This is a genomic window from Permianibacter fluminis (assembly GCF_013179735.1).
In the GTDB taxonomy this organism is placed as follows: domain Bacteria; phylum Pseudomonadota; class Gammaproteobacteria; order Enterobacterales; family Permianibacteraceae; genus Permianibacter; species Permianibacter fluminis.
The window spans coordinates 1,532,687-1,550,139 of the sequence record NZ_JABMEG010000001.1 but is presented as its reverse complement, the minus strand read 5'-3'; the positions used below and the strand labels follow the sequence as shown (position 1 = coordinate 1,550,139).

Below are 17,453 nucleotides of genomic sequence, written 5' to 3'. Positions count from 1 at the left end.
ACACGCTTCATTCGGATTCAGCATCGGCTTTGATCGCGGCGGCAAAATAGTGCTGCAATTTTTCCATCTTCGGCACCGCGACGGCCTGGATATACGGTTGCCAGGGATTGCGCGCTGCATATTGCTGGTGATACGCCTCGGCGCGATAGAACGTCGTCAACGGCTCCACCGTGGTGGCGATCGGACCGGTGAAAATTCCGGCCTGATCCAGTTGTCGGATATAGCGTTCAACAAATTCGCGCTCGGCCGCATCGTGGACGAACACAGCCGAACGATACTGCGTGCCGCGATCATGGCCTTGCCGATCTTTCTGGGTCGGGTCGTGGGCCACGGCAAAGAAGATTTTCAGCAACTCGCCGGCACTGATCTGCTGGCCATCGAACTGAATCCGTATGGCCTCGGCATGGCCGGTATCGCCATTGCACACCCGGCGATAATCGGCCGACTCGGCACTGCCACCGACGTAACCGGACTCGACGCTGTGCACGCCCTTGAGCGCGGCAAACACCGCCTCGGTACACCAGAAGCAGCCGCCGGCGAGAATCAGTTCGGCTGTCGCTCCGGCAGGTGGCGGCGCGCTTTCCGGCAGCGGTACCGCATTGGGGGCAACGCGCAAGCCTTGGCCGGGTATTGCACAAGCTTCAGACATCACAAACTCCTTTGGTGCACGGTCAGCAACGTCCGTTTGGACGCACGCCCGGCCGTTTCATTACAAAAACGCCGCGACCTGATGGTACCGATGTTCAGCCCGATGGCCGCGGCTCTATACTGTGCGCCACGCAGTCAGCGTCGGTTGTACGGAGTCGCACGATGTCGAGGTTCACTGGCCATCTGCTCACACGCGGCAGCCGCGCTGCGCTATTCGGCGCGTTGTTGCTGATCAGCGCCCTGCCGTTCGGCCGGGCCAGCGCCGGCACGGACGACTCGCTGTCCGTTGCCGTTGCCGCCAACCTGCAGGGCGCGTTCACCGAGTTGGCCAGTGCCTTCGAAAAGGAGACCGGCATTGTCGCCCGAGGCAGCTTCGGTGCCACCGGCAAACTGAGCACCCAGATTCGCCAGGGTGCGCCCTTTCATCTGCTGCTGGCCGCCGACAGCGATTACCCCAAAGCGCTGCACAGCGACGGTTTTGCCTTGCTGCCGCCGCGCCCTTACGCCATCGGCACTCTGATCGTCTGGACCACTCGCGAGCTGCCAATCGACGACTGGCAGGCGCTGCTGCGGAGCGAGCGTGTCCAGCATATCGCAATCGCCAATCCGGACACCGCGCCCTATGGTCGCGAAGCAGCGCGGGCGCTGCAGCACTTCCAATTGCTGCGCGACGTGCAAACCAAACTGGTCTATGGCGAAAGCATCGGCCAGACCAGCCAGTTCATCGTCAGCGGTGCGGCCGATATCGGCTTCACCGCCAAATCGGTGGTGATCGCCCAAGGCGATGCGGTGCCCGGACAATGGCGCGAAGTCGCCGCCGACAGCTACGCGCCGATCGTCCAGTCGGCCGTGCTGCTGCGCTATGCCGAGGGCCATGAGCGCGCCCGCGCCGAACGCTTTTACGCGTTTTTGTTCAGCCCGACGGCGCGCGCCATTTTTCAGCGCTACGGCTATTTGTTGCCATAACACGCTCCACTCTTCACTACGGTACTGCGATGAACGAATTACCCGGCCAGCTGCTGGCGCTGGAGCAGGAACATGGCGTGCTGCTGGCCGATGTCGCGGTCGATGGCGCGCCGTTCACGGCGCTGCTGCTGCATGCCGGCGCCCAACCACAGTGGCCACTCGGCGCAGCGGTTCGACTCAGCTTCAAGGAAACCGAAATCGCGTTGGCAAAAAACCTGCGTGGTGAATTGTCCTTTCGCAATCGCCATCCGGCGACGGTCACCGGTATCGGCCACGGCAAATTGCTGACCGCGGTGCAACTGCAGTTTGGCCCGCATGCACTGACCAGCGTGATCACCAGCGGCTCAGCGCGCCGGCTGCAATTGCAGGTAGGTGATCAGGTGGAGTGGTTGGTCAAAGCCAACGAAATGCAGATCGAACTGCTGGCGACGACGAGCCCATGAACTGGCATCCGTTCTGGTTGACGGCGCAACTGGCGACGCTGACCACCAGCCTGTTGCTGCTGCTGTGCGTGCCACTGGCCGGCTGGCTGGCATTCGATCCGCCCGGTCAGGTGCGGCGACGCAAATGGCTGGTCGAAGTGTTGTGCAATTTGCCACTGGTGTTACCGCCCACCGTACTCGGATTTTACCTGTTGCTGGCATTCAGCCCGGCCTCCTGGTTCGGAAGCTGGCTGCAGGAAACCCTTTCGCTACGGTTGGCGTTCAGTTTTTCGGGTTTGGTCATCGGCTCCTGCCTGTTCAGCTTGCCGTTCATGCTGCAACCCTTGCTCGGCAGTTTCCGGCAAGTGCCTTGGTCGCAAATCGAAGCGGCGCGCTGCTGCGGCAAAACCGACCGCACCACGCTGTGGCGGGTGGTGCTGCCGCAGTGCCGGCCGGCGCTGCTGTCCGGCATCGTGCTGAGCTTTGCCCATACGGTGGGCGAGTTCGGTGTGGTGCTGATGCTGGGTGGCAACATTCCCGGCCAGACCCGGGTAGTGTCGATCGCGCTGTATCAGGAAGTAGAGGCGCTGAATTACGCCGCTGCCCACCGATACGCCCTGCTGCTGGTGCTGTTTGCCTTTGTCGTACTGCTTGGCATCCGTTGGCTACAGCAACAGCAGGAACGCTGCTGATGCTGCGCGTGCAACTGGAAAAACGCATCGGCCCGCGCGAACAGCAGCGGTCGCTGAGCGTTGCGTTTGAGCTGGCTGCCGGCGACGTGCTGGCACTGTCAGGTCCATCAGGCGTTGGCAAGACCACGCTGCTGCGTCTGCTCGCGGGTCTGGAACAACCGGATCGGGGCCTGATCCATTTTGCCGACCAATGCTGGCTCGATACCCCCCATCAGCGCCGCGTGAACACCGTACACCGCCGCATCGGTTTTGTCTTTCAAGACTATGCGCTGTTCCCACATATGACCGTCAGCGAACAGTTGCGTTTTGCCCAGCGCCAACCAGATCTGAAACGCACACAAGAGTGGCTGGATCGGCTTGAGCTAGGCGCGCACCGCGATCAGCTGCCCCGACAATTGTCGGGGGGTCAGCGCCAGCGACTGGCACTGGCACGAGCGCTGATTGGCGAGCCGCAATTGCTGTTGCTGGATGAACCGCTGTCAGCGCTGGACGCCGACTTGCGGCAGGACTTGCAGCAGATGCTGGCGCGGATTTTTCGCGAACAGAAGATCACCACGGTGCTGGTCAGTCACGATCCGGGGGAAATTTTTCAATTGGCGCAGCGCTTGCTGCTGCTGAGTGAAACGGCAGCATCGCAGCTCGGCACGCCGACTGAATTGCTGCTCGGCGCGCTGACGCCGGGCCGCTGCACGCTGCACGCCACGGTGCTGGCGCTGCAGGCCAGCGACGTGATGGTGACGGCGGTGCTCGGCATCGGCGCGGATCGCATCACCACCCTGATCACGCCGGCAGAGGCAGCCGCGCTGCGCATCGGCCAAACCGTACAGGTGCAGCTCAATGGCACCAGCGCGACCTTGCGTCACCCGTCGTGACATTGCTTAAGAAAAATATCAGTGCCTGACAGTATCTACCGGGACATTACCGTTTTTTTTGCCAAAGGGCTTTCTTAACAAAATTAGCAGTACCATGACGACACTTGCCACAGGCATCGAGCCGCCGCCGTCACCGCCACCGCTGCTGTCGTTATTGGTGGCTACCGTTGCTGTAAACACAACCCGTGTCTCGTGTACACCATCAGTGACGAAAAGAGCGAGTTGCGCGCTCCCCTTACCGCTGCCTCTTACTCGCAACTGTCGCATCGCACCGCTGCCAATCAGTTCAACATCCTGAGCGGATACAACAGTCGGAATACTGGATTCGATGCGAATGACCAGTGTCTCAGGGGTTGTGTCACCATCAGCAAGCACAATTGACTGAGGCTCCGACCAAGCGCCCTTTAGAACCTGCACATCGCCGGGCTTGGACAAGCTGGGAATCGTTCCCGGCACCAGTGGCACACTCCACAATTCGTGACCTGCTTCATCAGCCTCCGCGCTGATAAAAACAGTTCCTGCGGTTATTCCGAGAACAGATGAACCTTGTTGAAACGGCAATGTCGCGCGCTCAACCGAAAACCCGTTCTCAGACGTAGGCGAACGAGCGATTCGCAATACATATTCTTGTCGACTTTCGTTGCCAGCAATCAAGTACAGAGCGTCGCTCGCCACCTGTCTGGCATTGAGCCAATCTTTCGGTTCCAGGTTGTCAGGCAAAGGAATTTTGCGAGTGCCTGAACTGCTTCCATCCGATACCCACAACTCCCGATGCCCATCCTGCCCGTAGGGTGTAAATGCGACATGACCGGCCAGCGAAACCAGGGCCGACTCTGCCGACATGCTGGCGTTCTGAAACTTGCCAAGCTCAGTAAATCCAGCTCCGTTGACGCTGGCCCGGACTGAAGTATTGTCATTGTCCGATACGTGGAAGAACAACCGAGACCCCAGCATATGACTTGGAGAAGATGGTCCGCCCGACACAAATGCTTGCTGTCCTCCGTTTCTGAAAAAATACCAACCACTGCCCTTGGCGCCGGTACCAGCTACTACCAGTTGCTCGCCGGCAGTCTGCATACTGAATACACTAAGTGAACTCGCTTCAGGAATGAGCGCAGACAGAGGCATCGTTCCGGATTCACTACCATCGCTCAGCCAAACCTGCGAATTGGAATTTGAGCTTTTTGCTGGAAAAACAGTGCGTCCTTGCCAATATGTAGGCCCCAGCTGGTAATAGCTTTGGCCAGGCTCGGAGGAAGCAGCCCCCTCCGCCAAATCACGGAGCAAATGGGTCCCAGAGGCAGTGCCGTCGGCAAGCCAAAGTTCAGCCCCTATCGCCGGTGTATAGGTACAAAGCAAAAGCCCCGCGTCAGTCACTCCAACGAAGGGCTGGGAGCAATGTTCCGCCTTGTTGCTGTCGTTATAAATCTGACTCGCCTCAGCAGTGACGGGGTCGATGCGCCAGAGGTCGCCAGCCAACGGACCACTCTGCCGCATCATGAACAATTGATTGTGCCAAGCCGTCAATGCCGAATAGTCAAACCAACTTTCCCCCATAGCAGGAACAGACGTGACTTGCCGTGTGCCAGTTGCGGAACCATCGCTCAACCATAGCACGGCGCCAAGCTGATCTTTGTCGGCGATAAAAGCCAGTTGATTATCAACAATAACAGCGCTGCGAGGATTGCCGTCCGCTGATGGATCACTTACAACATCAGAAAATGCAATAACGCTCTTGCTGTTCAAGCTGAATTTGTCTGCTTCCCACAAGCCGTAAGAGCCAGATGCCGGGCGACCACTGAAATACCATTTTTCGTCATGACGAATCGGATAGTTTCTGTAGTCATGATTGGGCTCGATTTGGGCAACATACTTGGCACTATCGGAACCATTCTTAAGCGCGAACAAATATGTCAAAGCAAATTCGCCGTAACGTGCGGTAAAAAAAACCGAGTCCTCATCGCCGAAGAATGGCTGAGGACCATACAGCAAATTTTGGCTTGTTGCCTCCGCCAGAGCTTTGGTGCCAACAAAAGTTCCATTCGACTTCCAGATCGCGAACCCTTGCTGCGAAATGTCATCACACTTCGCGAAATACAACTCCCCAGAAACAGGCGTTTCATTCAGCAACATGACGCCCCCCTGCGAGGAAGCTTCGATCAACGTAGTAACAGCTCCAGACGACCAATCAATTGCACTAAAACCATAGCCGCCACTCCTGGTCTCCCCCTCAATGACCAAGGCTTGTGGCAACGAAATCAATGTCTCCGCATCATCAAAACCGGAACCGCTGCCGGCGATCATGTCAACATGCAATTGAGTTCCATTACTTGTGCCATCACTTCGCCATAACTCGACTCCATTTTGCTGTGACTGGCAAACAAAGTAGATCTTTCCTTGATGAAGCAGCGGAGAAGAGCTTGAGTATGCGGAACACCGTCCATCAGTCAGATTTATCGCGGCGGCCACGCCATCCAAGCGGAAGTACCACAAGTCATTTCCTAGAAACAGATAGGCGGAAGCTCCGTCAACCAATATTTTTGGTGTGGACTGAAGCTGCCATTGCGTTACGGGCAAGTCGTTCGGTGCTTTGACATAATTACCATTGGCCTCCCGCCACCACAACGCAGGCCCCGACCCATCGTCAAAAAAATGGAACTGTAGGCCAGCAATGAGAGCGCCCGTTTCTGCTGCGAATTGACGCTCGTCGTCGAGCGATGTCGCTAGGTATGTGCCACCCTCTGTTCCGTCACTTCGATACAGCAGATACGAAGAGCTACTGTCTCCTGCAACACGAATCAAGAAGGCAGCGTCATCGGCCTTCACGGCCTTCACTGAGACAAAACCGCCACTTCCCAAACCTGGGATACGATCAAGCAATAGATGGGACCCTGTCGAAGTTCCGTCCGTCACCCAAAGTTCGAGTCCGTGTACGCCATCGTCAGCGTAGAAAAAAACTTTGTCATCAACAAGAGCCATATCATGCGTGTACGAAATACCGCTACCACTTCCGAGTTTGATATCCCGTACCAAAGATCCTGCATGTATGGACTCGTTATAAACCCATAGTTCACGACCATGCACACCATCGTCGGCGCTAAAGAAAATCTTGTCACCAACCCGCTGCATGCCTTCAGGATTGCCCCCATTCAGGTCAGCTATTCGTTGATTCAGATCGGCTATTCGTTGTGGGTTCAGATCCGCACCAACTGGCACGAAGCTGCTGGCAGACAGCAGCAAAAATAACATGGTGACCGAACGCATAACTGCATCCTGTGAAATTTGAGTGGTTGACAAGGTGAATCGCTTGGCAATTTAGCGGTCGGACACCATATGATGCAACCCATATATAGGATTAAATGAGAATTGTTTCTGCAGGACTCACACAGATGCGCTGAGACCATTGCCTTTGCTGGCATACATCGCGTGATCGGCCGCGCTCATCAGCTCATCGATGCTGCTGCCGTTTTCCGGATAGCTGGCGATACCGATACTGACTCCGACGCTGAGGCTCTCAACACCAAACAGCAGCGGCCGCGACACCGCCCGGTGCACCCGATCCACCACGGCATTGAGCGAACTGCCCGGTTCAGTATCCGGGAGCAACACCAGAAACTCATCGCCACCGATACGTGCCATGAAATCGGTTTCACGCAGGCATTCCTGTAATTGTCTGGCCACGTGCACCAACAAGGCATCGCCCGCTGCGTGACCGAAATCGTCGTTGATGCGCTTGAAGCCATTCAGATCCAGATTGAGCAACACAAACTTGCGCTGACTACGCCGCGCCAGTGCCATGATTTCAAATGCCCGCTCGTCAAAGCGCAGCCGGTTGGCGGCACCGGTCAGCGGATCGTGGCGGGCCAGCCGCTGAATTTTTTTCCGGTCTGCGATCAGCATGCCAACCATCACGCCCATCGCCAGCGACAGCAAACTGCTGAGCGTATACATCGCAAAAATCTGCGTGGCACTGCGGGTTCCGGTCCAGCCTGCGCGGGGTCGCGCTGCCAGTTGCCAATTGCCGCCCGGCAGTGACACATCCAGCAGCTCGGCATCGGCCTGCTCGAACAAGCTGGCCGCACCCAAAAACACATCTCCGTTGGCGCCGAGGCCATCGCGACCGCGCAGGGCAAATTCGACCTGGCCTTCCTTGTCGAGTCCGGCGCTGGCAAAAATCGGCCGGGTGTCCAGCGCCACCGACACCAGCCCCCAGTATTTGATGGTGCCATCAGGCTGACTCAGCAACACCGGAATGCGGTTGATCAAACCGAGCCCGCCTTGCGCCAGCTCGATGGGGCCGTTGAGGATAGGCTTCCAGTCACGCATCAGCCGCTCGATCGATTCACGCTGGCCGGGCGTGTCGAGATAACGCAAACCGAGCGCGCGTTCATTGCCGGCCAAGGGGTAGACGTAACGGATGACATTGTCCGGCGCCAGCGCCAGATTGCGGATGTTCGGCCGCAACCGCAGCAGGGTGGCAGCGACCTTGTCGAATTGGCTCAGCGTGAAATCCGGATTGGCCGAAACAAAAGCCACGATGCCCCAACCGAGGTACAGCGAGCTGTTCAGCTCCGACTCCAGCTTCGAGCGGACCGCACCCGCCTCCGCCAACACGGTGCCACGTTGCTCCTCGCGGCCACGTTGCACTTCCAGCCAGACCAGATAGCTGCCGAGCACCAAGGCCAGCAGCCCGGCCAACAGGCCGGCCGCAATCGCCAGATAATCCCATTTCTCGCTGGCCGCGCTGGGTTGCCGCGCCATGGGCGCAGCGGGTCTGTTCTGCACGCGGCAGGCCTCCTGCCCGCGGAATTCCGGTCACGCCCACAGCATAGCTCAGGGCAACAGGCCCGGCCTGAGCACCCGGTCGCAGGGCCGTGGCAACGTCCGCTTACAAGCGCTTACCGGCTTAGCAAGTATTTAAGGTTTCCTTAGCCGCTATTTAGCAACGCCGGAAACACCTGCTGGCTAGCATAACCACCGTCGACAGCGAACACGGAACGCCCGCCATCGACGATTGACGCACTGCGACAGGCCGGGCGTCTGCGATCTCACAGGAGTGAAACACCATGACTTTCCCGAAAACCGAAACTTTGCCGAAAACAGACGCGCGCCGCAGCGACGTTGCGAACACCGCCGTCCGCTACAACATCTACGGTCTGGTCCACAAAGGTCTGCGGGCCCAGATGGCACAGACCCTGGTGGTGGCCGGCCGCACCGATTGGAGCGATCGCGATGATGCCAATTCGGCGCTCGCCGAAATCCGCGCGCTGGCGCAATCCTGCCGCAGCCATCTGCAGCACGAAAACCATTTCATTCATCCGGCCATGGAAGCGCGCCAACCCGGCTCCGCCAACGCCGCCGCGCTCGATCATCACGAACACGAACAGGCCATCGCCGGTCTGCTGGCCGATTGCGATCGGGTCGAGCGCAGCGCATTGACTGAACGGACCCCGGTCGCGGCAACGCTGTACAGCCGGCTAGCACTGTTCATTGCGGAAAACTTCGAGCATATGGCGATGGAAGAAGTGGATCACAATGCCGTGCTCTGGCGTCACTATAACGATGGCGAGATCCACGCCATCGAACAGGCACTGGTCGCCTCGATTGAGCCGGAAAAAGCCATGGGCTCCCTGCGCTGGATGATGACGGCGGCAACGCCGACCGAGCGCGCCGAAAAACTGCGCGGTATGCAACAACACGCGCCGGCCCCGGTGTTCATGGGCGTGCTGACCATGCTGCAACCGGCGCTGCGTGCCAGCGATTGGCGCAAGCTGCAGATCGCGTTGCAATTGCCGACCGTTGACGAACGCGATCCGGCTGAACTGGATGCGGTCAGCAACCAGCAACGCTCCGCACGGCAGCAGCAGCAAAGCGCCAGCGTGGCTGCCTGAAACGAGTGCCGGCGCGTGACGCAAGGTAAGCGCGTCCGCAGTGACAGCATTGAAAGCAGCACCAACAACAAAGGCGACCGGAGTCGCCTTTGTTTTATTTCACGTCGTGCACCAGCCGGCACACGCTCAGGTAAACTCAATGACCCGAGCGCAGCTGCAGCGGCCGATCAACACGCAGGCGGAACCGGCCACGGCCGGTTTTTTCTATCGCCAGATAATCGCAGCGCTCCGCGAGCCGGCGCGCCAGCAAAATCAGCCGCGCTTCCAGATTGTCCGACAACTCCGGCAAGCCAATCGCAGGATCCAGCCGCAATTCGCGGTTGCTGAATTCGTCGCGGCCACTGCTTTGATGGCAGCTGACCAGCTTCCACAGAATCGCCCCGGCGACGCCCTTGATGAGGTAGTTGTCATCAAGAAAGATGATGTCGTTTTCCGGGTAGTGCTGCAACACTACCGGCACGCCCGGCGTCGCAGCACTGTTCTCTGCACCGGTGGCTTTGCTGGCCGTGGCCAGCTCGGCCGCATTCGGTATCGACGCCGGATCGGTTTCGTCACAACCGGCTTGCAAAATCTGTTGCAGCAACATGCCGAGTTGCCGGGTCAGCGTGACCAGGGCATCTTCATCGTCATAGCTGAAGCGACACGGCTGCTCACTTTCGACAAACAACACGCCGAGCAATTGCGTGCCGGACAGAATCGGAATCGCCATCTGGCTTTCTGATGCCGGCAAACCGGGAAACGGAATTTCGGCCGCCAGTTCGTTACCACGACCGGCTTCGGTGAGGTTTTGCCGAATGGCCTGACCGTAAGCGTACTCGCTGGTCTTGAAGGCAATCCGCACCGGAATGTGATGCGCCGCGGCCAAACCAATCAGCCCTTCACCGACCGGAATTTCCCAACCGATGCCGGCCGCCGCGTAGCCGTGACTGGCCACGGTATACAAGCGCTTGCCGACTTCATCGACCAGCAGAATCATGCTTTGCTCAATGCCGAAACCGCAGGCCAGCAGCGCCAGCGTTTCATCGAGCAAACACGCTACATCATTACACTGTTGTAATTGCTCGCAGCCATGGCGCAGCGCTGTCAGCAGCGCTCGCGGCGGCATCGGTGGCAGCGCAGCAACCGGCACTTTCTCGATGGCTTGCACCTGATAAATGTCGGCGCCCTGCAGTTTGAAAATGCCGGTCATGCCGGAGTGGGCCGCGATACCAGCCAGTTTGACTTTCATCCGCTCGAACAACCGGCCACTGTGTTCGGTGCGCAGATAATGCAAGGAGAGGCTATAGGCCTGACCGGTCATCGGGTTGATCACGTACACGGTGGCGTACGGATTGGCGAGAATGTTTTCCCGGGTCTTGTTGAAAAACTGGAACGACAACGCGACATGCTCGCGGTCAACGTAATCGACTTGCGACACATAGGTGACATTGGGTGTGCCATCGGCGGCGCAGGTGGCAATGGCGCTGGGAATAAAACCTTCCAGACAATCGCGAATGCTGTCGACGGTCAGTGCGGCGGCGGTCGGAAACATCAGACGCGCTCCCCGGCCCGTGGCCCCGGCGTTTGATCAAATGCCGCCAGCGGCGTGAAGCACAGCGCGACCAGATCACCATCATCACCGGCAAACAATTGGCGACCGAGTTCGGCCGGTTCATTGATGAGCGCGATGTCATCACCAAAAGCTTGCGCACTGGCCTGCACCAGAAACCGATCCGATGGCAGCGGCGGCAACAGCCGGGCATCGCGAGCTTTCAGTTGCAGCGTTTTGTGCGTGCTCGGCAGGCAGAACGCCACCGCAACCTGACCGTCACGGCGAATGTCCGCCAGCAAGGCCGGACAATGCGATGGCCGCAGCAACACCGTCACTTCACTGCCCGTTTCGCCGGCCTGAACCCGGCAACCGACGGCGTGCAGCACCGAGGTACGCCGCGCTGGATTGCTGGTTGCCACCAGAATCGACACACCGCGTTGCATGAAGGCGATTTCCGCCTCGGTCAATTGCCGCGTTGGCGTATGGCTCTGCCCGCTCATGTTCTGGCAACTCCCCCGCGCCGGTATTCGTCAATGGCCCCGGCCCGGCGCTACCGGCCGGGCGCGTGCCGATTGGCGCGATTGTACCTGCGGATGCCGATTGCGCCAGATCCCGGTTGCGTCAGAGCCCGATTGCTCCTGACCCCGGCTTCACCTGACCCAGACTGCGACCATTCCGGCCATGCCGCCGGCAGCAGCGACCGGCGCGAGCAGGCGACGGCGGCGGTTGGTTCAAGGGTCGCTTTCGGCGACAATAGCGCCCCTCGAATGCCCCCCACCCGCCGCCCTGCCGGAGTCGCCATGCGCCGCATCACCCTGTCCCGTTACCTGATTGAGCAACAACGCGAGAAAGGCTCGCTGCCCGGCGATCTGCGGCTGCTGATCGAAGTGGTCGCCCGTGCCTGCAAGACCATCAGTGTCGCCATTGGCAAAGGCGAGTTGGCCGGCGTGCTCGGCGGCGCCGGCAGCGACAACGTGCAAGGCGAAGCGCAGAAGAAACTCGATGTGCTATCGAACGACATTCTGCTGGAAGCCAACGAATGGGGTGGCCACTTGGCAGCGATGGCGTCGGAAGAAATGGATGACCCGCATCCGATCCCGAACCGCTATCCGAAAGGCGAATACCTGCTGGTGTTCGATCCGCTCGACGGCTCGTCCAATATCGACGTGAACCTGTCGGTCGGCACCATTTTCTCGGTGCTGCGCTGCGCCGAGGGCATGGAACCAACCGAGCAGGCCTTTCTGCAACCGGGCACCAAACAGGTCGCGGCCGGTTACGCCGTTTATGGCCCGTCAACCATTCTGGTGCTGACCACCGGCGATGGCGTCGATTGCTTCACGCTGGACCGCGAGCAAGGTTCGTTTGTGCTGACCCAACCCAAAATGTCGATTCCGGAAGACACCAAAGAGTTCGCCATCAACATGTCGAACCAACGGTTCTGGGAGCCACCGATGCAGCGCTATGTCAACGATCTGCTGCTCGGCAAAGAAGGCCCTCGCGGCAAAGACTTCAACATGCGCTGGGTCGCGTCAATGGTCGCCGATGTGCACCGCATCCTGACCCGCGGCGGCATTTTCATGTACCCGCTCGACAGCAAAATGAAAGACAAGGGCGGCAAACTGCGCCTGATGTATGAAGCCAATCCGATGGCCTTCATCGTCGAGCAGGCCGGCGGCGCCGCGACGACCGCGCGGCAACGAATTATGGACGTGCAACCGAGCAGCCTGCATCAGCGCGTACCGGTGGTGTTGGGGTCGAAGAATGAAGTGGCGATGGTGACGAAATATCACCAATCCTGATTCTGGAATGATGCATACGCTCCATGCTGGCTTAGGAGATCAGCTAATCATGTGGCAACTTATAGCCATTGCTCTTGCGCTATTTATCGTCCCGATCCTGTTGCCGCGCGGTAGCGCATTCAAGATCGGAGCCAGCGTGCTGTCATTACCGTTTATTGCGTTCTGGTCTTACTATGTCTTTCGTCAGCATGCCGGTAACGCGGTTTATGATGGTTCTAACACATTGGGTGAAGCGTTTGTTTTAGCGGGTTGCTATATCCTGACTTGGGCATTGATATTCGGGTTTATGGCGCGAATCGTAGTTCGTGGCTTTTTGAAAGAATCGATTGCAATGAAGAACACCCAGTATCGAAGCTAGCTCCATGTGCAGGAGCGAATGGAAGCGAGTGTAGGTGCGAATCCGCGCAGCGGCTTCGTACGAATTAACAACCTATACGCCCGATAGACTCTTTGGTTGGCAATTCATCATCAGTAACCGGCTACCTATCCATCGCAGCGGGCTTTAGAGGCGGATATGAAACGAGCAGCGCAGCTATCGACACGGTTCATCATGGCCTTGATAGCTGCCGTGTGGCTGAACGCACCCGCTGCACTGGCCGCCGAACCACAAGTCTATCGCTGCGGCGACAGCTACAGTCAGGTGCCCTGTGGCGACAACGCCAGCCAGCCGAAACTGTATGGCGCGCGCGGCGGTGCGGAGTTGAGCGCGCTGGAAAAGGCCAGGAGCTGTGCAGCGGCGGTCGCGACGTCCCGGCCACCGCAGGAAGATGGCAGCGACTGGCAATTGCTTGACGCCAGCGAAGCCAAGCCCGATCTGATTGCAGTCAATGGTGCGCAGGTGCTGGGCTTTCGGCTCAGCGTGACCATGGCGCAGCGAACCGCGCACGGCCAGCTACAGGGACGCCAGCAGTTTCTGTGCGCGGTCAGTCAGGATTTTCAGCGCGTGTTGTCAGTGCAGGCTTCGCCCTGATTGCCCCGCAGACTCGCCGGCAGCGGTCGGTACCATCGCAATACCCCTGTAAAAAATGCTAGAATTGCCGCCCTACTCCGGGCTTGTCACTGACTGTCTCTGCAGGCCCGGTTCGCGCTGTTCTCTTATCGAAATCCAGGTGTCGCATGAGCCAATTGCCACAGTGTCCGAAATGCCATTCCGAATTTACCTATGAAGACGGCGCCATGCTGATCTGCCCGGAATGCGCCCACGAATGGCCAAAGCAGGCCGCTGCCGAAGCCGCTGAAGAAAAGAAAGTGGTACGCGACGCAGTGGGCAATGTCTTGAACGACGGCGACACCGTTACCGTGATCAAGGACCTGAAAGTGAAAGGGTCGTCACTGGTGGTGAAGGTGGGCAGCAAGGCCAAGAACATCCGGCTGGTCGATGGCGATCACGATATCGATTGCAAAATCGACGGCATCGGCGCGATGCAGTTGAAATCCGAGTTTGTCAAAAAGGCCTGATGGATCGGGCTACCCGCCCCGCTTGCCAAAGACACCGCCGATCATTCGGTCTTCTTGACCAGCCGTTGCTGCGAGTCACTGGCCGCTTTGACGTTGTCATTGAAGACATGACGGTAGCGCTGGAAATCCTCGCTGGTTTCCAGCTGCAATTGCGTCGCCAGCCCCAGCACTTTTTCACTGAACCACAACTGATGCGATTCGCCGGTGCCGTCACCGGTGACAAACCCATCAGCGATGTCGACGAACAAGAGATGGCAGTAATAGGCCTGCAAGGTGTCACGAAACAGCACCGTGGCGTCGCCGCGATCCAGCATGCCAGCGGCGATGAAGTCGTGCAGATCGGCAAAGAAATGATCGACTCTGGCGATGCTTTTGTAAGCCTCGGCCTTGTCCGTGCGCAAATGGCCGATGCGTTTCTTGCCGTTGTTGAACGGCTCGCTGCGCAGCGCTTCCCAGGCCATTTCCCGACAGCGAATCATCTCCGGCTCGGACCAGACCTCCCATAGCTTCATGGCGAAATTCAGCGTCAGTTGCCGGCGCTGTTCGCCAATGGTCCAGACCGCCACCAGCAACGCGACGATAACGCCGAAACCGGACAGCACGATCGGCAGCCAGTCCTTGTTCGGCATCTGGCCATATAGCCAACCGCTGACGACAAACCAGGCCAGCGTCAGCAACAACAGCGGCCAGGCCACCCAGGGCTTCGCCAGCTGCCGTGCCCGCGCCGAGGAAGCGGATTTGGAAGAGAAGCGGGAAGAAGAAACCAGCGCCATGACCATGCTCCTTGTCGTTGGCGGCCACAGTGACCGCCTCCCGCCGGCGACATCCGCTTGCACCAGCGTCTACACAGAACTGCCGTTCACTGCCTGACGCTTCGCGGCCGCGCACGTCACCGCCCTAAACGTCATGCCCCGAAAATGCAGCTGACAGACCGCTGTCAGTGTCATCCCGTTGCGCAACTCGCTGCACGCACCGCCTGCGCTAGGCTGGTGCCATCACGCAATGAGGGTACCGACATGGCCGCACCCGTGACGCTGTTCATCGCCATGAGTCTCGATGGTTTTATCGCCGGCCCCAATGACGAAATCGATTGGCTGTTCACCGATCAGGATTACGGCTTCACGCCGTTTTTTGATTCCGTTGATACCCTGATCATGGGCCGGCGCAGCTACGACTTGTCCTGTTCCTTTGATGAATGGCCTTACCCCGGCAAACGCACCATAGTCTGGACGCGCGAAGCCGGCAAACGCTGGGACCCGCGCGTGCGTTTCGCGACGGCTGCACCGGAGTTGCTGATCGCCGAGGCGCATGCTCGCGGCAGCCGTGGCATCTGGCTACTCGGCGGCGGCCAACTGGTGCGGGCGGCGTTGGCCGCACAGCAGATTGACGAAATACGGCTGGCGATTCATCCGGTGATACTCGGCGCCGGCATTCCGCTGTTTCCGCCCGGCACCGCTCGCACCTCGCTGCAACTGCTGCAGAGCACCGCTTATGATTCCGGTCTGTTGATTGCGCATTACCGGGTAGTTCGTCCGCTCGTGGCAGAATCCGCGCACTAGGCGATACGAAGTTGCATGCAGCAAGCAAAATCCTGATAGCGGCAAGAATAGTTCAGCTTAGTCAAAGCCGGGCTGCTAAGGGCAGGAGTTTTCTGGCTGCCAATTGGCCGGCTTGTAGAACCAGACCAGACCTTCACGACCATTTTGCAGCGCCACGAAGACATCCAGCTCTGGCGCATAATGCCATTTGCCGAGCACACCATTGCCACGCTCGGGCTCCGGAATCATCAGCGAATGATCAGGCAACAAACTCAGCCGCCACGGCGTGCGACTTTCGCTGTCGTCAGCGATGTCGGCTGTACTCGCTGTCAATTCTGTATTGGTTGTTGATGTTTCATTTCCCGGGGCGCTTTTTGGCGTGCCTTTGTTTGACATGTCAGTCGCCGTGGCTTTCGACGTGTCCGCCGAAGGCGCCAACACCCAGACCGCTTGGCCGCCGCACCAGAGCGCGAACCGGTTGCGCTTGCGATCGTAATCCAGACCACAGTCGCGCGGCCGAAACCGTTTTTGCGCCAACGCTCGTTTGAAACTGCCATCGGTATCGGTGTACGGCATGACCTGCTGACGGTTTTCGGGACCGGGCTGTTGCAACGACCAGAACAGAAATGGCGCCTTGCTGGAGCCGGTGCGCACCAGCAATTGATGCACCGGGTCGTAGCCACACGCGGTTTGGTCGCTCGGCCCCTGCCAATAGCCGCCGACGTGTTGCCAGCTGTCGGCGGTTGGTTTGGCGATATCCAGAATGCGATAGCGGAACAGATTCAGCGCGGTGCCCTTGCCCACTCGCGCGGCTACGTAAACCACGTCTTCGGCATTTTCCTCGCTGTAAGCAGTGCATCCGTTGACATGATTGCTCGGCGTCAGCGTGCCTTCCTGCGGTGCCTCGTAGCTGTCACGGTTTTGCCAGAGCTGAGCACCTTCGGGCGCGGGTGCGTTCGGCTCCCGCTGCACCTGCGAACCGCTGCTGCCGCCGAGCTTGCTACCATCGGCTCGCGCCACATCAAACAGATACGGACCGGTGCGAACCACTTTTCCGTCTGCTGTACTGCGCCGCCAGGCATCGCCGTTGTTGTACGCGGCGCCTCCAAAACTGAGCAGCCGATCGAGCCGCGGCAGATACACGTTGTTGTCGTAGGTGTGACTGGCAATCGGTGCCATGTCCACCCCATCGATGGCCATCTCGATACCGTGTTCGTCACGGCGGATTTCACTCGGCAGCGCCGCCCGTTGCCAGCGACCGTCCTGCGCCTGCCAGACATAGACATCGTTGCCGCTGTAGTCACCGTGACCGCCGCCGAACAGCCACAGACTGCTGCGCTTGCTGTCCCAGGCAAATCCGCCCCACGCCGTAATGAGCCGTGACGGTTCGGCCGACCGGCCGCGATTGAGTGGCCGCTGCGCCGCCGGCGTCCAGACCTCGTGAAAGGCATTGCGACTGGCCAGCCACCAACTGTTTTCCGGTAATCCCGCCACCTGCGACAGCAATTGCTGCTGCGCTGCGTTGCATGTCGGCGTCTGTGGCGAAGTTTGTATTGAAGACGGTGGCGGAGTTTGTATTGACGACTGTGCGGAAAGCGGTGCCGACGTTTGCACTGCCGGCTCTGCTGCGAACGAA

At 59.1% G+C, this 17,453-nt stretch carries 17 protein-coding genes; 10 read left to right on the top strand and 7 right to left on the bottom strand.

The genetic code is table 11. The features are described from left to right. Positions 1 to 7: 7 nt before the first annotated feature. Positions 8 to 649 carry a peptide-methionine (S)-S-oxide reductase MsrA gene (gene msrA / locus HPT27_RS06715; protein ID WP_172240757.1) on the bottom strand — a complete coding sequence of 214 codons (642 nt, stop codon included), beginning with the start codon at positions 647 to 649 and terminating at the stop codon, positions 8 to 10. A 161-nt stretch (positions 650 to 810) separates the two neighbouring features. Here msrA and modA point away from each other — a divergent pair, with 161 nt between their 5' ends. Genes modA through HPT27_RS06695 form a run of 4 tightly spaced genes read left to right on the top strand, consistent with a single transcriptional unit; the run spans position 811 to position 3,600 of the window. Beyond that, positions 811 to 1,614 (top strand): molybdate ABC transporter substrate-binding protein, encoded by an 804-nt coding sequence (gene modA, locus HPT27_RS06710; protein ID WP_172240754.1) that lies wholly within the window; start codon positions 811 to 813, stop codon positions 1,612 to 1,614. Positions 1,615 to 1,643: 29 nt separating this feature from the next. Continuing rightward, positions 1,644 to 2,057: a TOBE domain-containing protein gene (locus HPT27_RS06705; RefSeq protein ID WP_172240751.1), complete on the top strand. Its 414-nt coding sequence runs from the start codon at positions 1,644 to 1,646 to the stop codon at positions 2,055 to 2,057. Continuing rightward, a complete protein-coding gene (gene modB, locus HPT27_RS06700; protein WP_172240748.1) occupies positions 2,054 to 2,728 on the top strand; it encodes a molybdate ABC transporter permease subunit in 675 nt (224 codons plus the stop codon). The genes HPT27_RS06705 and modB overlap by 4 nt, the downstream gene beginning before the upstream one ends. Next, positions 2,728 to 3,600, top strand: a complete 873-nt coding sequence (locus tag HPT27_RS06695) for an ABC transporter ATP-binding protein (protein WP_172240745.1) — start codon at positions 2,728 to 2,730, stop codon at positions 3,598 to 3,600. Before modB ends, HPT27_RS06695 begins: the two co-directional genes overlap by 1 nt. Before the next feature lie 18 nt (positions 3,601 to 3,618). Here the strand turns inward: HPT27_RS06695 and HPT27_RS06690 are convergent, their stop codons facing one another. Both HPT27_RS06690 and HPT27_RS06685 read right to left on the bottom strand, forming a co-directional pair. Beyond that, positions 3,619 to 6,864 carry a hypothetical protein gene (locus tag HPT27_RS06690; RefSeq protein WP_172240742.1) on the bottom strand — a complete coding sequence of 1,082 codons (3,246 nt, stop codon included), beginning with the start codon at positions 6,862 to 6,864 and terminating at the stop codon, positions 3,619 to 3,621. 117 nt (positions 6,865 to 6,981) lie between these two features. After that, the gene (locus tag HPT27_RS06685) at positions 6,982 to 8,385 is read right to left on the bottom strand and encodes a diguanylate cyclase domain-containing protein (protein WP_172240739.1); all 1,404 of its coding nucleotides are present in this window, start codon (positions 8,383 to 8,385) and stop codon (positions 6,982 to 6,984) included. A 281-nt stretch (positions 8,386 to 8,666) separates the two neighbouring features. Here HPT27_RS06685 and HPT27_RS06680 point away from each other — a divergent pair, with 281 nt between their 5' ends. Continuing rightward, the gene (locus tag HPT27_RS06680) at positions 8,667 to 9,491 is read left to right on the top strand and encodes a hemerythrin domain-containing protein (RefSeq protein WP_172240736.1); all 825 of its coding nucleotides are present in this window, start codon (positions 8,667 to 8,669) and stop codon (positions 9,489 to 9,491) included. Between the two features lie 136 nt (positions 9,492 to 9,627). Here HPT27_RS06680 and HPT27_RS06675 read toward each other — a convergent pair whose 3' ends face one another. Further along, on the bottom strand, positions 9,628 to 11,022 hold the full coding sequence (locus HPT27_RS06675; RefSeq protein ID WP_172240733.1) for a GAF domain-containing protein: 1,395 nt from the start codon (positions 11,020 to 11,022) through the stop codon (positions 9,628 to 9,630). Next, complete coding sequence (locus tag HPT27_RS06670) at positions 11,022 to 11,522, bottom strand: hypothetical protein (RefSeq protein WP_172240730.1); 501 nt, start codon at positions 11,520 to 11,522, stop codon at positions 11,022 to 11,024. Before HPT27_RS06670 ends, HPT27_RS06675 begins: the two co-directional genes overlap by 1 nt. A gap of 300 nt (positions 11,523 to 11,822) precedes the next feature. Here HPT27_RS06670 and HPT27_RS06665 point away from each other — a divergent pair, with 300 nt between their 5' ends. The 4 genes from HPT27_RS06665 to HPT27_RS06650 all read left to right on the top strand — a co-directional run bounded on the left by HPT27_RS06665 (position 11,823) and on the right by HPT27_RS06650 (position 14,279). Further along, positions 11,823 to 12,821: a class 1 fructose-bisphosphatase gene (locus HPT27_RS06665; RefSeq protein ID WP_172240728.1), complete on the top strand. Its 999-nt coding sequence runs from the start codon at positions 11,823 to 11,825 to the stop codon at positions 12,819 to 12,821. Positions 12,822 to 12,828: 7 nt separating this feature from the next. Further along, positions 12,829 to 13,179 (top strand): hypothetical protein, encoded by a 351-nt coding sequence (locus tag HPT27_RS06660; protein WP_172240726.1) that lies wholly within the window; start codon positions 12,829 to 12,831, stop codon positions 13,177 to 13,179. A gap of 156 nt (positions 13,180 to 13,335) precedes the next feature. Beyond that, complete coding sequence (locus HPT27_RS06655; RefSeq protein ID WP_172240724.1) at positions 13,336 to 13,791, top strand: hypothetical protein; 456 nt, start codon at positions 13,336 to 13,338, stop codon at positions 13,789 to 13,791. 146 nt (positions 13,792 to 13,937) lie between these two features. Continuing rightward, complete coding sequence (locus HPT27_RS06650; RefSeq protein ID WP_172240722.1) at positions 13,938 to 14,279, top strand: zinc ribbon domain-containing protein YjdM; 342 nt, start codon at positions 13,938 to 13,940, stop codon at positions 14,277 to 14,279. A gap of 41 nt (positions 14,280 to 14,320) precedes the next feature. On the opposite strand, the gene HPT27_RS06645 is transcribed toward HPT27_RS06650, so the two are convergent. Beyond that, positions 14,321 to 15,052, bottom strand: a complete 732-nt coding sequence (locus tag HPT27_RS06645; protein ID WP_172240720.1) for a hypothetical protein — start codon at positions 15,050 to 15,052, stop codon at positions 14,321 to 14,323. 243 nt (positions 15,053 to 15,295) lie between these two features. On the opposite strand from HPT27_RS06645, the gene HPT27_RS06640 reads away from it, so the two are divergent. Then, positions 15,296 to 15,838, top strand: coding sequence for a dihydrofolate reductase family protein (locus HPT27_RS06640; protein WP_172240718.1), 543 nt, complete (start codon positions 15,296 to 15,298; stop codon positions 15,836 to 15,838). 75 nt (positions 15,839 to 15,913) lie between these two features. On the opposite strand, the gene HPT27_RS06635 is transcribed toward HPT27_RS06640, so the two are convergent. Further along, positions 15,914 to 17,323 carry a hypothetical protein gene (locus tag HPT27_RS06635; protein ID WP_172240716.1) on the bottom strand — a complete coding sequence of 470 codons (1,410 nt, stop codon included), beginning with the start codon at positions 17,321 to 17,323 and terminating at the stop codon, positions 15,914 to 15,916. Between the last annotated feature and the right edge of the window lie 130 nt (positions 17,324 to 17,453).